This window comes from Sphingobium boeckii, from assembly GCF_014199215.1.
Classification (GTDB): Bacteria; Pseudomonadota; Alphaproteobacteria; order Sphingomonadales; family Sphingomonadaceae; genus Sphingobium_A; species Sphingobium_A boeckii.
The window spans coordinates 610,692-625,558 of record NZ_JACIJC010000002.1 but is presented as its reverse complement, the minus strand read 5'-3'; the positions used below and the strand labels follow the sequence as shown (position 1 = coordinate 625,558).

Here is a 14,867-nt window from a genome sequence, read left to right as displayed (position 1 = left end):
TCAGTATCCTCGCTTGATCTCCGAAGTCAGCTCTTCCATGGCCTCGTCGTAGCCCTCTTTTACTACCTCGGTCGCATAACGAATGTCCGAATTGGCGGCGTCCTCTAGGCACGACACGTAAGTCGATATGCCTCTCTTGTAACTGTCGAACGCGTATTGATCGCTGCTGTATGGCTTCGACGGCTTTGAGCATGCACTCGAAGGGTCATACTCTAAGCGTGAAAGAAACGTTGAGAACTCGCCCTTCGCGCCAAAGATTGAACTGGCTGCAGCCCCGGAAGAAAATGCGCCAATGGTAATGGCTGTCGCGACGATCAGGCTTTTCATAGTATCCCCCTGCCGCATTGTGCCAGGCCGACCGGCGTGGTGCAATCTGAGCATCTAATCCCTGATTAGAAAGTGCAGAAGTGGGCGAGGCCTACTTCTAGGCGTTCCTTTGAGATAATCTCGTGGACGGGTCGTCACCGGTAATCACTGGGTAAGCACCGACCCGCAAGCGGCCACCGGGCAGAGTCGCAATCAGCCCGGTGGCCTACCGTCCGCAGGGTCGGCGACGGCAATCTGCGCTGTGAAGCATGAATGGCGGGTTATTTGATCCGCACGGTAAGGTTCATGGTTGGTGTTGGCCCGCGCTGCTATTTTTCAACACGGTGCCGGGGTGCTAGCTTCAGCGGTAATATGGCTCACATGCCACTCCGTCACCATCGCCGTCCATTCTTTGAGAGAAGCCAGGATCGGAAGCGTGGAGGGGCGCCAACCCGGCAGCTCTAACCTCGTCGCATCCACTGAACTCATAGCCTTGAGGGAGGGCGGCTAGCTTAGCGCGGCGGTCGGTGCCTCGCTCGATATGCACGGCGCCAATACCGATAAACAATCCGCCGGCAACGGCAAAGAGGCCATATTTCAAGGCCATCTCTGCGCCGCTGGTCTTTCGGACTGGCGGGCTCCATCGGCCTGGGTGACGTGATCTATTACGAGGCATAATGTTCGTTTTACGGTATGACACTGAATCATCGGTAAATTGGTGAGGCCGGGAGGGGGTGATTATGCGGATCGCTTTATGTGCGGCGCTGATGATAACGCCGATGGCGGCGCTCGGTCAGGCTGGACCGTGGGAAAAGTATCAGGAGAAGCCGCCGGTCGAAAAGTTGGGGCCTGGGCCTCATACGCTCATGATCTCGGACGGATCGGCGTTCACGCGAACGGAATATAAGACAGGGTTGTCTTGCCAGCGGGCACGGGATGAAGTTAGGCGCCAGGTCGCGCCTCCGCCAAATACGCGGGGGATGATTTACGGGCCGGCGAGGGTGACGGCGTTTTGTGTGCCGCGCTAAAGCACGGCTGCAGATTACGCTTGCCTGCGGTGCGTCCGCGTTACGCCGCTTTACTGCTAACCTCTGCAGCAATCTGCGCGTACACTCTGTCGCGGAGAGGGCGGTTGGTGAAGGCATGCTGGATCAGATAGCCTGGCACCTCGTGCTGGAGTGCAATAGCGGACAGCGTCGTTTGCTGTTGATCTAGCTTCGTTTGATCAGCCGCGTGGTACTCACCCGGATACATAAGTTCCGATGAGGCTAAGATTGCCAACGCTTCAGAGACCAAAGGCGCGGAGGGGTTGGTATGGCCGATCCCATCAGCGGCAAACATCGAGGCGTCCGTTATTACCTCGTTGATCGTGTTGACACCAAGCGGCGACCAATCTTCCTTTTCGTCGATGACTAAATGACAAAGCTCTTTGACAGCAGTTGAGCGCTTTTCGACATCGCTGAGGCTGGCTCTAACCAAGACCCTCGCACTATTGTTAGCGTATCGCTCTACTTTGCCCTTCAAATAGGTACCGGCAAAAGAGACCTCGAACATATCGATCTTCAGGGCGTACATGTCTTGAATAGCCCAACGAAGATCCATGATCCTCAACGTCGGCTCCTGGGGACCAGGACAAGCTGCCATCATATGCTGTTGGAGCAACTGAACCTTGCGATACGTTGAGCACAATTTGTTGTTTTCGACGTTCATATAACCTTACCGACTGCGGGCAAAAAAAAGGCCCTACCGCAGTAAGGCCTCTTCTTCAATATTTAGAAGTTTCAGTGTACGCTGATGTCACCAAAATCCAGCACCTTGGCTTCTTTGCGCTCAAGTGCTTCATACATGGCATTCACCTCGCGGTACACTTCATCAGTCGTCGCCTCTGCGGGGTTAGACAGCAGAAACTTAACGTCTACAAGGCCCTCCTCGGCCTGCATGCGTGCATACCGATCGGCGAGAGCCTTACGCTCGGAACTCATTTCCATACTCGCCTCCTTCTCATTCGTCGTGCAAAACGCAGACGCAATGTTACATACCACCGACTCTATCATGAGTTCCGTTGCCATTAGGTTAACAAAACTGCTGATAGATTCGTGGCCGCTTGAATGGCCTTTAATACCTTCCTTGCTGTAAAAGCAATATGGCCTCAAAAATTAGCCAAACAAGTACACGCATAAAAACTGTAACCAAGCTGGCAGCATCTTACATAATGTAGCACGATCGAGCTACCATCGTGCAACCGGATGCAAAAAATTCATCACTCAAAGCCGACGCTATAACGCCGAAGTTACTTCCAAAAAGCTGGGCTTAATGTGAACACACGGAGCGCGGGCGGGCGGGCGGGCAGAAATTTTAGCCATTATCAAACACTGTGGTGTTGCATCGCAAACGGTCCGAAATCATTTCCGCGAATGATCGGAAAATTCCGATAACGTTGGCGAATTCAAAACGCGGAGTGCCAAAACGAGACGAAGCCAGCGCCGGGCTGGAGCGACTTTGCTAAAAAAATCTCGTGCTTACCGCGTGATTACTTTCGAACTTTAGTTCGCCAAATATTAGGGGGGGAAATCTAAGATTTCCTAATGTTTTCAATGGTGCCGCCTATCCGACTCGAACGGATGACCTACTGATTACAAATCAGTTGCTCTACCAGCTGAGCTAAGGCGGCATCGGGTGTTTCATTGCTTCAAACTCGGACAAAGGTCCAGCCCTCTTGTTCAGGGGCGGGTGGCGTGGCGCAGGTGCCAGTTTGTGATGTGGGCGGTGATCAGGAGGATGCTGCCGGCGGTGGTCAGCAGGGCTTCCTGAACCGGAAAGGCCAGGGCGGCGGACAGCGCTGCGATGCCGCCCAGGCCGATCACCAGCGGCGCGGCGCGGCCATGCTGGCGCCATCCCAGGCTGAGGGCGAAGAGCGCGCTGGGCGCGGCGAAAATGAGGAGTCCGATGTGGAAGGCTTCGGGCAGGGTCAGCATATCGCTGAGCAGTGGCAGCATGGCGATGGCGAGCGGGATCAACAGGCAATGGGCTAGGCATAGCAGGGATGCGGTGACGGCGGCGGATTCGGCGATGTCGATCGCCGGAGTGCGAGCATCGCTCATCGGCGGACTTTGATGTAATAATGTATCATCATGTCTAAATGGTCATTCCACGCCGAAAGTCCAGCCTTCGACCTGAGATATTTCCGGCGTGAGCGGGGCGGGGGTCCATAAGCCGGGGTCGGCCGCCCGCGCGCGGAGCCAGGCCGCGGTCACGATCGCGTCGGTTGCGTGATCGTCATAACGCGGGAGCGGGACATGAGGCGCACTGCCCAGGACCGCAAGCGCGGCGTCCAGCGCCGCGGGATCGCGGATCTTGCTGCGTCCCTTGCGCAGGCCCGCGGCGCGGGCGGCAATGGCGGTGTAGATTTCCACGATCAGCGCGCCGGACAGCGGGCGGGGATCGAACGGCCAGACGGGCAGGGTGCGGTTGAGCCGGTGCAAAGTACGCATCCCGGCAAAGCTGGCTTTGGCCACCTGCGCCGCGCCGATGGCATCATAGACGGTGGAGGGCTTGCCGCCGCCACCCGCATTATAATGCGCCTCGCAGACGCGCAGGTGCATGAAATCCGCCTTGCGGCCATCGGCGGCACCGAAATAGAAATGGCGGCGGTGCGCGCTTTCGAGGAAGCTCGCCGCGCCCAGATCCATGTCGTGGCAGCGGGCCTCGACATAGGCCCAGAAGGCCTTGGCATCGCCCGGCACCTCATCGCCCGGCAGATAGCTGCCGCGTGCGATGCGGGGCGGGGCGAAGCTGAAATCCATGCCGATGATCAGCGGTTCATCAGCCTTGCTTTCAATCCATTGGGCGATCCCTTCGCGTGACCAGGCGCGGCCGGGCGGCGCGATCAGCACGGGCGCAGCATCGCCCGCTTCGCACAGGGCGAGCGCAATACCCTTGTGGCTGGCGCCCTTCGCCCCGGACCAGTCGATCACCGCAAAGCGGGTGAAATGGCTCATTGCAGCGCGGCTAGAACGTCCGCAGTGAATTTCGCGATATCGAAATTGGCACCGGCCGGATCTTCACCGCGACGGACGATGACGATCTTTCGACTCGGCACGATCACGACGAATTGCCCGCGATTGCCGAAGGCGGCATAAGTGTCGGCGGGGACGCCCGGTGATTTGCTCATCAGCCAGAATGTGGCGCCATAGCCGAAGGGGCCATCGGGCTGCGGACCGGAGGGCGTGGTGACATATTTCACCCAGCCTTGGGGCAGGATGCGTTCGCCATTCCAGACGCCGTCGTTCAGATAGAGCAGGCCGAAGCGGGCGAGATCACGCGCCGTGGACCAGACTTGGCTGGAAAGGATGAAATTGCCCTGCCAATCGGTCTCGGCCACGGTGCGGGTCATGCCGATGCTGCCAAACAGATCCTGCGGGAGACCGGCATAGGCTCCGTCGTCGTCAAGCCGCGCGCGGATGGCGCGCATGGCGAGCACGATATCATTATTGGCATAACGGAAGCGCGTTCCCGGAAGCGCATCGAGCGGCCAGGCGACCGTTTCCTGCGTGACGCTGGAGCCGCCGAAATACAGCGCGTCGGTGCGATTGCCCGCAGTGTTGCTATGCAGACCGCTGGCCATGCGCAGCAATTGATCCAGCGTGATCGCAGCACGCGGATCGCTGCCCGTCTGCCATTCGGGGATGCCCGATTGTGCTTCGATGCTGATCACGCCGCGATACGCCAATGCGCCAGCCAGGGTTCCGGTCAGGCTTTTTGCGACAGACCAGGTGCGCTGAGAGGTGTGGATGCCAAAGCCTTCGGCATAGCGTTCCGCGATGATCCTGCCATCGCGCAAGACGATAGTGCCGGTGGTGCGGATTCCGGCCCCATAGGCCGCACTTTCGAAGCTGTTGGACAGCGTGGCCGCCAATTTTGCAGGAGCCTTGATCTTCACGGGCAGACCGGCTTCGCCAAGCGGCCATTTGGCCTGATCCTGGGCGCCCGATCCATCAACCGGAGGCGTCTGAAATTTGATCAGAGCGATGCTGCCGGAACGACCGATCGGCGCGATCGTGCAGCCGCGATTCATCGTCCAATTGGCGGCGCGTGGCGGGAGTTTGTCATCAAACGCGACCGTCACCGCGCCGGTATGACCGCCGCCCGATTTCTCGACCTTTGCCTCAAGCGTCGGCACGATCGCATCATATTCGGGATAGATGCCGGTCAGTTCCAGCGCTTCGATCTGCGCCTGCGTGCGGCCTACGTTGAAGATGCCGCTGCACAGGGTGAGCGCCTTATAGCCCGCGGCAATCGCCCGATCATAGGAGGTCGGGGGCTTTTTCTGCGCGGCTGCGGGTGTTGCCGCCAGAGCCAGGGCGGCGATGACGATCAGCGCACGGCGCGGCGATTGATCGATTGGGTCACTGAATAGGGGCAAAGTTCACACCATCTATCGGGCCTGTTTCCGTTGCCTGCAAAAGGGCTATTGATCGAATGGATCGATGAGTGGCGAGGTTGCAGGACGAGGCGAGGCGGCTGGGCATGACCGAGATATGGCAAAGTTCGGGCGTGTAGGACAGGGATTCTAAATGGCACTTGATCTTCATCCTCGCGAACGTGGGGATCCCGCTTTTTCGTCAAGCATCCGATCGAAGGAAGAAGCGGGATTCCCGCTTTCGCGGGAATGACGGTTTTTTTTTGGGGGGGGGGGAATTACCCCTCTTTCTTCTTGCTCCGCAATTGATCCCAATGGGCCAGCCGCTCGGCGATCCTGGCTTCGAAGCCGCGATTGACCGGGGCGTAATAGGTTTCGGGCTTCATCTCTTCGGGCCAATAATTATCGCCCGAAAAGCCTTCGTCATTATCATGGTCATAGCCATAATCCTTGCCATAGCCGATCTGCTTCATCAACTTGGTCGGCGCGTTCAGGATATTCTTCGGCGGCATCAGCGAACCGGTGTCGCGCGCGGATTTCCACGCGGCTTTCTGCGCCTTGTAGGCCGCATTCGATTTGGGCGCGGTGGCGCAATAGAGGCAGGCTTGGGCAATCGCGAGTTCGCCTTCGGGGCTGCCGAGGAAATCATAGGCGTCCTTGGCGGCAAGGCACTGGATCAGCGCCTGGGGATCGGCCAGGCCGATATCTTCGCTGGCGAAGCGCACGATGCGGCGCAGCACATAAAGCGGTTCCTCGCCCGCGGTCAGCATCCGAGCGAGATAATAGAGGCTGGCCTGCGGATCGCTGCCGCGCATCGCCTTGTGCAGCGCGGAAATCAGATTGTAATGCCCCTCGCGATCCTTGTCATACACAGCCATGCGCCGGTGAAGCAGAGCGGAAAGGGCGGCGGGATCGAGCGGTTCGGGCAGATCGATCGAGAAGAGCGTTTCGGCCTGATTGAGCAGGAAGCGGCCATCGCCATCCGCGGTCGCCACCAAGGCGTCGCGCGCATCGGGGGTGAGGGGCAAAGAGTGGCCGTTCAGCGCCTCCGCGCGATCGAGCAACAGGCCGAGCGCGGCCGCATCGAGCCGGTTGAGGATCAGCACCTGACTGCGCGAGAGCAAGGCTGAATTGAGTTCGAAGCTGGGATTTTCGGTGGTCGCGCCGACCAATGTAACCGTGCCATCCTCCACATAGGGCAGGAAGCCATCCTGCTGCGCGCGATTGAACCGATGGATCTCGTCCACGAACAGCAGGGTGCGCTGACCCGTGCGAACATGCTCGCGGGCTTCGGCGAAGACCTTCTTGAGATCAGCGACACCGGAAAAGACCGCGGAGATCGCGGCAAAGCGCAGGCCCACCGCCTCGGCGAGCAGCCGGGCGATGGTGGTCTTGCCCGTGCCCGGTGGCCCCCACAGGATCATCGAGGACAGCCGCCCGGCCGCGACCATCCGCCCGATCGCGCCTTCCGGGCCGGTCAGATGATCCTGGCCCACCACTTCGTCCAGCTTTTGCGGACGCAGCCGATCGGCCAGCGGCGCATCGGCGGCGATGGTTTCGGGATCGGGGTCTGGTGCGAAGAGATCGGCCATGTGGGGATTAGATAGGCCCCCCTTGCTCAGCTGTCATCCTCGCGCAGGCAGGTTTTCCTCACGAACCAGGACCATATCCACCTCGTCATTCCCGCGCAGGCGGGAATCCGTAGGCTCCAGATTATCCGGATCGCTTCGAGCGTATGGATCCCCGCCTGCGCGGGGATGAGGAGGTGGATCAATTTCGGAGGCTTGACGGAGCAGGGGGGATCCCCGGTTTCGCAAGGATGACGAAAAAAATTCACGACAACCTCTTGTCAAAATCCTTACAAGATATATCTTAGACACATCTCGTTATGAAAAGGAATGATTCGAGAATGTTTCACAGACACAAAATGCGTGGCTTCGGGCCACGCGGCGGCGGCCGGTTTGGCCGCGAAGGTATCGAAGGCGGCTGGGGCCGCGGACATGGCGGCGGCGGACGCACCCGCGGTCGGCGTGTGTTCGATGCGGGCGAACTCAAGCTCGTGTTGCTCAAGCTGATCGCCGATCAGCCGCGCCATGGCTATGATCTGATCCGCGCCATCGAAGAGCGCACCGGCGGCGCTTATGCGCCGAGCCCCGGCGTCATCTATCCCACGCTGACCTTGCTGGAGGATATGAGCCTGATCGAAGAGGCGAAATCCGAGGGTGCCAAAAGGCTGTTCGCCATCACCGCAGCCGGCACCGGGCATCTGGCGGACCATGCAGAGGATGTGGACGCCCTGTTCGCCAGGCTTGCCGCATTGGGCGAGGATGCCGCGCGGACGGACAGCAAATCGATCCGCCGCGCTTTGGGCAATTTTCGCCAAGCGCTGCACGATCGGCTGAGCGAAGAGGATGCGACCGATGAGGTGAAGAGCCAGATCGTGGTCATCATCGATGAAGCCGCGCAAAAGATCGAGAGGCTGAAATGAACAGTGCCATCGCCAGCGTGCCGACCAAGAGCGGCAGCCGCTATCTCCAGCAACTCTGCAAGCATTGGGCGCATAATCTGGCGGTGGATTTCACCCCCGCGCAAGGCACCGTGGTTTTCCCCAGGGATAATCGCGGTGCCGATTGGCCGGGCGACGGCCTGTTCACGATGACGGCTGGCGCAGAGGCGCTGGAATGCCGGATCGACGCTTCGTCGCCCGGTCAGCTCGAGGCGCTGAAGGGCGCGGTGGCGCGGCATCTGGATCGCTTCGCCTTTCGCGAGGCACCGTTGCCGTTCGATTGGCGGGATGTGTGATCCCAACAACCGTCACCCTGAACTCGTTTCAAGGTCCATTTTCTAGGCCCGACCCATGTGCGGACGAAGGGATGGATGCTGAAACAAGTTCGGGATGAAGGCGGGTTGGTTGCTCCTCAATCCGTGTAAGGCAATGGACTGCGCCGCGGTGCGCGGCTGCCGGCTTCGCGCTGGCGGATCACACGGAGATAGCCATCGACCAGCGCCTGGTTGACGGCATCCCAGCCATAGCGATTGCTCGCGCGTTGCCCGGCATCGCCCGCCGACGCACGCGCGCCTGAGCTCTGGCAATAATATTGCAGTGCGTCGGCAAATTCCTCGATCGCGCCGGGGCGGACCAGGCGGCCGCTGACCTTGTCGCTGACCAAACTCTGGCTGCCGGTCGCCTTGGCGGCGATGACGGGCAGGCCCGCCGCCATGGCCTCCAGCGTGACATTGCCGAAGGTCTCCGTGACCGACGGATTGAACAGCATATCCATGGAGGCGACCGCGCGACCAAGATCCGGCCCCGCCTGAAACCCGGCGAACACCGCATCGGGCAAGCGATTGCGAAACCATTCGCCCGCCGGGCCTTCGCCCACGATCAGCACGCGATGCTTCACGCCGCGCTGGGCGAGGCGCTCGATCGTATCGGAATAGACGTCCAGCCCCTTTTCCATCACCAGCCTGCCGACGAAGCCGATCGCGACTTCATTGTCGGCGATGCCGAGGCTGCGCCGCCATTCCAGATCGCGGCGGCCGGGATTGAAGATCTCCTGATCGATCCCGCGCGACCAGATGCCCACATCATAGCTCATCCGCTGATCGCGCAGAAGCTGAGCCATGGATTCCGACGGGGCGAAAATGGCGTCGCACCGCTGATAGAAGCGGCGCAGCATGGCCACCATCAACGGCTCCAGAAAGGCGAGCCCATAATAGCGCGGATAGGTTTCGAAGCGGGTGTGGACCGACGCGATCACCGGCTTGTTCTTGCGCCGCGCATAATTGACCGCGCGATGGCCCAGCATTTCGGGGCTGGCGACATGGATCAGATTGGGATTGAAGCGCTTCAGATCGCGCTTCACACGCGGGCCGAGCATGTAGGGCGCGCGATATTCGCTGCGGCCGGGGATGGGGATGGCAGGGACGCCGACCAGATCGCCGGTGGGCGGGAAAGCGGGCAGGTCCACCACCGGCGCATAGACGCGCACCGCCGCACCCTGCCGCAGGAGATAGCCGACCAGCCGGTTGAGCGCCTGGTTCGCGCCGTCACGCACATAATTGTAATTGCCGCTGAACAGCGCGATGCGAAGATCCGAAACGTCCATAAGTCGACACGCTCTAAAGACTTGGCGGGGGAATTGCCATCCGCAAGGCTCAGCCGAACGGCACGATCATATTGGCCGCATCATGGCCGATGTCCGCCGTGCCGAGAAAGGGAATGCCGGAGACGCGGCACCAGTGGCGGACCATCGTCTCCACCTCCATGCCGAAGGGGCGGTCATTTTCGGGGATGTCGCTGAACCGCCCCATGCGGATTCCGGCGACCTGACGGATGCCGGGATTGGACGTGACATGGCCCAGAGCGCGGTCGATGCGGTAATGATATTCGGCCACATCCTCCAGCATCAGCACATGGCCGGCGAGGTCCGGCTGGAGCGGGGTGCCGATGATATGGCTGAGGATGGTGAGATTGAACGCGGCCGCAGGGGCGTGCGGCTCCGCGGTGTCCGGCGCGCGTTCGACCAGCCAGCGGAGCGCGCGATCGACCGCCGCGCCGCCGTCTTCGCGCCGGATATCGGCGGGCATCGGGCCGTGCGCCACCGTGCCGATGCCCTTTGCATAGAGGGCCGCCAGCACTACGCCTGCGTCGCTATAGCCGATCCAGGTCTTGGCGCGGGCGGCATCGTTCAATAGCGGCAGCGCGTCGGCAGCGATCCGCCCCGCCCCATAGCCGCCGCGCGCGAACCAGATCGCATCGATCGCGGGGTCGTTCGCCATCTCGACCAGGGCCGACAGCCGGGTTGCATCATTGCCCGCGAAATGCCCGTCGACCAGCCAGCATTGCGGGTGGAAGATCAGCGCGGGTGCATCTGCGCCATAAAGCGCCGCAGCGCGCGCCGTCACCCCATCCGCCACATCATCATCGATCGGGCAGCTTGGCGCGACGATTCCGATCCTCATGCTTTTGATGCCCTTCGCCGCCCGTTGGTGGTCCCCCTGCTTGTGGATTCCCTCCGGCGTCAATAGAGCGCGGCCATGAGCAATGCCAAAAGCTATTTCTTCTGCGGCGTGGGCGGGAGCGGGATGCTCCCGCTGGCGTGTATCGCCAAGGCGCGGGGCCATGACGTCACAGGATCGGATCGCGCGCTCGATCAGGGGCGGATCGGCGATAAATTCGCGTTTCTGGAGGCGCAGGGCATCGCGCTCTTCGCGCAGGATGGCAGCGGTCTGCACAGCGCTGACCAGATCCTCGTCACATCGGCGGCGGTGGAAGACAGCATCCCCGATGTGATCCGTGCGCGCACCCTGGGCTGCGCAGAGATGCGGCGTGCCGATCTGCTCGCGGCAATGTTCAACGCGTCGGAAACCGGGATCGGCGTGGCGGGGACCAGCGGCAAATCGACCGTGACCGGGATGATCGGCTGGATTCTCCACGCGGTCGGCCGCGCACCCACCGTGATGAACGGCGCGGTGATGAAGAATTTCGTCAGCGCCCAAACCCCTTTCGCCAGTGCCCTGGTGGGGGACGAGGCGCTGTTCGTGAGCGAGGTGGACGAAAGCGATGGCTCGATCGCGCTTTATGATCCCGAAATCGCGGTGCTCAACAATCTCAGCCTCGATCACAAGACGGTGGAGGAATTGCGGCTTCTGTTCGGCGCGTTCATCGGCAAGGCGGGCTGCGCGGTGCTCAATCTGGACAATGAGGAAGTGGCGCGGCTGGCCGCGATCCTGCCCGAGGGGCTGGGGCTGAGCTATGGCATCGGCCGGGGTAACGCCTATCTGAATGCGGTGGATGTGGTGGAGGCAGCCGACGGAATTGCCTTTACCGTGATCGAGAAGGCGGCGGACGAGAGCGCAGATGTCCGCCTGCAGGTGCCGGGGCTGCATAATGTGTCCAATGCGCTGGCGGCGATCGGCGCGGTGCGCGCGTGCGGCGTCAAACTGGCCGATGCGGCTGCGGCGATCGGCGGCTTTGCCGGGCTCAAGCGCCGGCTCGACGTGATCGGGCAGGCGGGCGGCGTCACCGTGATCGACGATTTCGGGCATAATCCGGACAAGATCGCCGCCACCCTGAACACGCTCCATGCCTTTCCGGGGCGGCTGCTCGTGATGTTCCAGCCGCATGGATTTGGTCCGCTGCGCACGATGCGCAAGGAACTGGTTGCCTGTTTTGCGCACGGGCTGGCGGCCGATGACGTGCTGATCATGCCCGATCCGGTCTATTATGGCGGCACCACGGATCGCAGCGTGGGCAGCGCCGAAATCACCGCGGACCTGATCGCCGCCGGCCGGCAGGCCGAGCATATCGCAGACCGCGCGGATTGCGGCACCCGGCTGCTCGCGCTGGCCAAGCCTGGCGACCGCATCGTCATAATGGGCGCGCGCGATGATACGTTGAGTGTGTTCGCCGCGGATCTGCTGGCGGGATTGGCCGCCTAAATCCGCGCCCTTACGCTGGCGAAGACCGTGCGGCCCTGTTCGGGGAAGCCGTCCGTCAGCACATAATATTTATCGAACAGATTGCGCGCGCCCACGCCCAGCGTGACCTGGGGCAGGATGGCGTAGTCGATCCGCAGCCCTGCGGTGACATAGCTGCCGGTGTCGTAATAGACCGGCACCAAGCCGTTGGCCGAAGCCGGGGTGACAGTCGTGCGCTTTGAGGCGAATTCCACGCTGGGCATGATTTCGAGACCGTCGAGCGGACGCCAGTTGAGATAGGCAATGCCCTTGTGATCGGGCACGTCGGTGAGGCGGAACGGCCGGATCAGGCCGCCGCTGGCCGGGGTGCCGACATCGAAGCTGCGATGGATATAGCTGTAATTCGCGCCCACATCGAGTGTGGTGCCGATCCGCGCGTCCAGCGCGATTTCGCCCCCATAATAATCGGCCGAGCCATAATTCTCCCGCCGATTGAGATTGGCGGTGGTGCGCACCGAGACGAGAGCGTCATCGAGTTTGCTGTAGAAGATCGAAGCCGAGGCGCGGACGGGGCCGATCTGCCTGGCGCCGCCCAGTTCGATATTGGTGGCGCGTTCGGGCTTCAGATCGGGATTGGCCTCTGCCGTGCCGAACTGGCTGCTGAATCGTTCGAACAAGGTCGGGAAGCGCGCGCGCGACGAGAGGCTCAGATATGCGCTGGTGCCATCATCACTTCGCCAGTCCAGTCGCCCCTGTGCATTCCATGCGTGGGCATTGCGCAGTGGATAGCTGTAAAGCCGGTTTGCGCCGGTCTGACCCAGAGGAACGCCATATTCTTGTGCGGTATCCAGATCGCGCCAGTCATAGCTTGCGCCGATTGTCAGGCTGAGTGCCGGGGCCAGATCAAGACGGTTTTCAGCAGCAATGCTCCATGTGCGCTCTGCGCTGGTCTGCACTGGCTCGGGCACGCTGGTGGAAAGGCCCGGCCGGCTGGTTTGCGCCTCCTTATGCTCGTCGCGGCGGTAGTGAAGCGCCAGACTGAAACTGTCGGCGGGCGTCAGATTAACAGCGAGTTCGGCCGAGCCGCCATAGGCTCTGTCATCATAGGGGCTGTCGAACGCGCGGGCCAATAACTGGGTCGTCTGGCTAATGTTATCGAATGATTTCAGAAGATTATCGAGCGCGTTATAATAAGCGCGCGTCTTCAGCGTGGCCGTGTCGCCGAGCGCGGTGGTCGAGAGGAAATAGATATTCTCGATATTCCAGGTCGGCCAGACCCAGTTGCGCAGTGAGACGTTGCTGGTGTCGGTCAGGTGCAACGGCGCATTCTTGCTGCCTTCCTGTCGCGTGTAGCTGATCGCATATTCGTCCGTCGCATTGGGCGTAAAGCCGATCTTGGCGTTGACGCGCCAATCCTCGGTGCGGCTGAAATCACGCTTGCCGCCATCTTCGTTCACGGTGGGCATGAAATCGCCCGGCAAATCCCAATGATCCTGAAAGGTGCGTGCGAAGCTCGCCTGAGCGTACCAATGATCCTGCCGCGTGCCGACCAGGCCGAACATCGTATAGCCATTATAATCGGCATCGCGGCCGAGGTTCAGCGTGCCGCGCATTTCGACCTCGAACGCTTGTGTAGGCTTGCGTGTCACCAGATTGATCGCGCCGCCCATCGCGCCGGGGCCGTCCAGCACCGAGGCATAGCCCTTGGCGACCTGGATCTCGGCGATATCGGGGGTAAGGAAGCGGCCATAATCGAGCCGGTTGTCGGCGGGGAGATAGACGCGGATGCCGTCGATCGAGAGCGGCACCTGAAACCGATCGAACCCGCGCACGAAGATGAGGCGTTCATTGCGCGATCCGCCGCTATTGGCCGCGACCACGCCGGGAATCAGGCTGGCAGCTTCGTCCAGCGTATTGCGGTTGAAGCGATAGATCGCCTCGCTCGACACGCCTTCGCTGGTGATCGGGGTATCGGCGGAGGGGGGCGCGGTGACGATGATCTGGCCGAGGCTGAAACCCTGGTCATCGCTGGCGGGCGCAATGCCCTGCGCATGAGCCGCGGACATCGCACATAGCGATGCCGTGATGAGCAACGATCTGAATATTGGCATGAATTCCCCATTTACGCTCTGGCAGTGCCTGCCGAATCACTATATACGGCGCTATATAGCGATGATTTCAACAGGGGATAGACATGCGATACCGGTGGCAGGGTTTGACGGCAGGCCTGGCGATGATGGCGGCGGTCGCGCCCGCCCTGGCGGCCGAAGAAAGGGCACCTGTGGCGTGTGGCGCGATGGACGCGGCGCTGCCTGCCGAACTGAACGGGTGGACCCGCGTGACCGACGGAGCGGTCGTAGTGGGGCAGACGCGCGCGCTGACGCTCTCGCCGATCGCGGCTCTTACCTTTGTGGTGGCCCCCGGCCGTGCGGCCGATGCGGGCACGTTCGGCGCGGTGATGACATTCGATGTCGCCACGTCCGGCCATTATCGTGTGGCGCTGGGGCAGGGCGCGTGGATCGATCTGGTCAAGGATGGCAAGGCATTGACCTCTACGACGCACAGCCATGGGCCGGCCTGCTCGACGATCCGCAAGATCGTCGATTTCGATCTCGTGCCCGGTCGGTATGTGCTGCAGCTATCGGGCGCGAAAGCCGCGGCGATGCCGGTCATGGTGGTGAAGGCGTAAACTCCAATCCCGTTTGTCCCGAGCGCAGTC

Annotated in this window: 15 protein-coding genes and 1 tRNA gene; 4 read left to right on the top strand and 12 right to left on the bottom strand. The window is 61.3% G+C overall.

The genetic code is table 11. The features are described 5' to 3' along the window. The 9 genes from FHS49_RS08185 to FHS49_RS08145 all read right to left on the bottom strand — a co-directional run bounded on the left by FHS49_RS08185 (nucleotide 1) and on the right by FHS49_RS08145 (nucleotide 7,317). Nucleotides 1-327 carry a hypothetical protein gene (locus FHS49_RS08185; RefSeq protein WP_184017121.1) on the bottom strand — a complete coding sequence of 109 codons (327 nt, stop codon included), beginning with the start codon at nucleotides 325-327 and terminating at the stop codon, nucleotides 1-3. Between the two features lie 340 nt (nucleotides 328-667). Further along, nucleotides 668-913 (bottom strand): excalibur calcium-binding domain-containing protein, encoded by a 246-nt coding sequence (locus FHS49_RS08180; RefSeq protein ID WP_246350438.1) that lies wholly within the window; start codon nucleotides 911-913, stop codon nucleotides 668-670. A 461-nt stretch (nucleotides 914-1,374) separates the two neighbouring features. Continuing rightward, nucleotides 1,375-2,016, bottom strand: a complete 642-nt coding sequence (locus FHS49_RS08175) for a hypothetical protein (RefSeq protein ID WP_184017119.1) — start codon at nucleotides 2,014-2,016, stop codon at nucleotides 1,375-1,377. A 71-nt stretch (nucleotides 2,017-2,087) separates the two neighbouring features. After that, complete coding sequence (locus FHS49_RS08170) at nucleotides 2,088-2,294, bottom strand: hypothetical protein (protein ID WP_184017117.1); 207 nt, start codon at nucleotides 2,292-2,294, stop codon at nucleotides 2,088-2,090. Nucleotides 2,295-2,901: 607 nt separating this feature from the next. Further along, a tRNA-Thr gene (locus tag FHS49_RS08165) sits at nucleotides 2,902-2,977 on the bottom strand. A 49-nt stretch (nucleotides 2,978-3,026) separates the two neighbouring features. Continuing rightward, on the bottom strand, nucleotides 3,027-3,407 hold the full coding sequence (locus tag FHS49_RS08160) for a MerC domain-containing protein (protein ID WP_184017115.1): 381 nt from the start codon (nucleotides 3,405-3,407) through the stop codon (nucleotides 3,027-3,029). 42 nt (nucleotides 3,408-3,449) lie between these two features. After that, a complete protein-coding gene (locus FHS49_RS08155; protein WP_184017113.1) occupies nucleotides 3,450-4,304 on the bottom strand; it encodes a hypothetical protein in 855 nt (284 codons plus the stop codon). Next, nucleotides 4,301-5,728: a serine hydrolase domain-containing protein gene (locus FHS49_RS08150; RefSeq protein ID WP_246350436.1), complete on the bottom strand. Its 1,428-nt coding sequence runs from the start codon at nucleotides 5,726-5,728 to the stop codon at nucleotides 4,301-4,303. Before FHS49_RS08150 ends, FHS49_RS08155 begins: the two co-directional genes overlap by 4 nt. Before the next feature lie 275 nt (nucleotides 5,729-6,003). After that, complete coding sequence (locus FHS49_RS08145) at nucleotides 6,004-7,317, bottom strand: replication-associated recombination protein A (protein ID WP_184017111.1); 1,314 nt, start codon at nucleotides 7,315-7,317, stop codon at nucleotides 6,004-6,006. A gap of 317 nt (nucleotides 7,318-7,634) precedes the next feature. On the opposite strand from FHS49_RS08145, the gene FHS49_RS08140 reads away from it, so the two are divergent. Both FHS49_RS08140 and FHS49_RS08135 read left to right on the top strand, forming a co-directional pair. Next, on the top strand, nucleotides 7,635-8,213 hold the full coding sequence (locus tag FHS49_RS08140; RefSeq protein WP_184017109.1) for a PadR family transcriptional regulator: 579 nt from the start codon (nucleotides 7,635-7,637) through the stop codon (nucleotides 8,211-8,213). Next, complete coding sequence (locus FHS49_RS08135) at nucleotides 8,210-8,527, top strand: DUF2218 domain-containing protein (protein WP_184017107.1); 318 nt, start codon at nucleotides 8,210-8,212, stop codon at nucleotides 8,525-8,527. Before FHS49_RS08140 ends, FHS49_RS08135 begins: the two co-directional genes overlap by 4 nt. A 116-nt stretch (nucleotides 8,528-8,643) precedes the next feature. Here FHS49_RS08135 and FHS49_RS08130 read toward each other — a convergent pair whose 3' ends face one another. Both FHS49_RS08130 and FHS49_RS08125 read right to left on the bottom strand, forming a co-directional pair. After that, nucleotides 8,644-9,834 carry a glycosyltransferase family 4 protein gene (locus FHS49_RS08130; protein ID WP_184017105.1) on the bottom strand — a complete coding sequence of 397 codons (1,191 nt, stop codon included), beginning with the start codon at nucleotides 9,832-9,834 and terminating at the stop codon, nucleotides 8,644-8,646. Between the two features lie 49 nt (nucleotides 9,835-9,883). After that, nucleotides 9,884-10,690: an LD-carboxypeptidase gene (locus FHS49_RS08125; RefSeq protein WP_184017103.1), complete on the bottom strand. Its 807-nt coding sequence runs from the start codon at nucleotides 10,688-10,690 to the stop codon at nucleotides 9,884-9,886. A gap of 75 nt (nucleotides 10,691-10,765) precedes the next feature. Between FHS49_RS08125 and FHS49_RS08120 the strand changes: the two genes are divergently transcribed. Beyond that, on the top strand, nucleotides 10,766-12,169 hold the full coding sequence (locus FHS49_RS08120; RefSeq protein WP_184017101.1) for a glutamate ligase domain-containing protein: 1,404 nt from the start codon (nucleotides 10,766-10,768) through the stop codon (nucleotides 12,167-12,169). Here the strand turns inward: FHS49_RS08120 and FHS49_RS08115 are convergent. Continuing rightward, entirely contained in the window at nucleotides 12,166-14,214 is a 2,049-nt protein-coding gene (locus tag FHS49_RS08115; protein WP_246350434.1) for a TonB-dependent receptor plug domain-containing protein, read from the bottom strand. The two genes, FHS49_RS08120 and FHS49_RS08115, sit on opposite strands and share 4 nt — an antisense overlap. Nucleotides 14,215-14,342: 128 nt before the next feature. Between FHS49_RS08115 and FHS49_RS08110 the strand changes: the two genes are divergently transcribed. Continuing rightward, nucleotides 14,343-14,837, top strand: coding sequence for a homogentisate 1,2-dioxygenase (locus FHS49_RS08110; RefSeq protein ID WP_184017097.1), 495 nt, complete (start codon nucleotides 14,343-14,345; stop codon nucleotides 14,835-14,837). The last annotated feature ends 30 nt before the right edge of the window (nucleotides 14,838-14,867 follow it).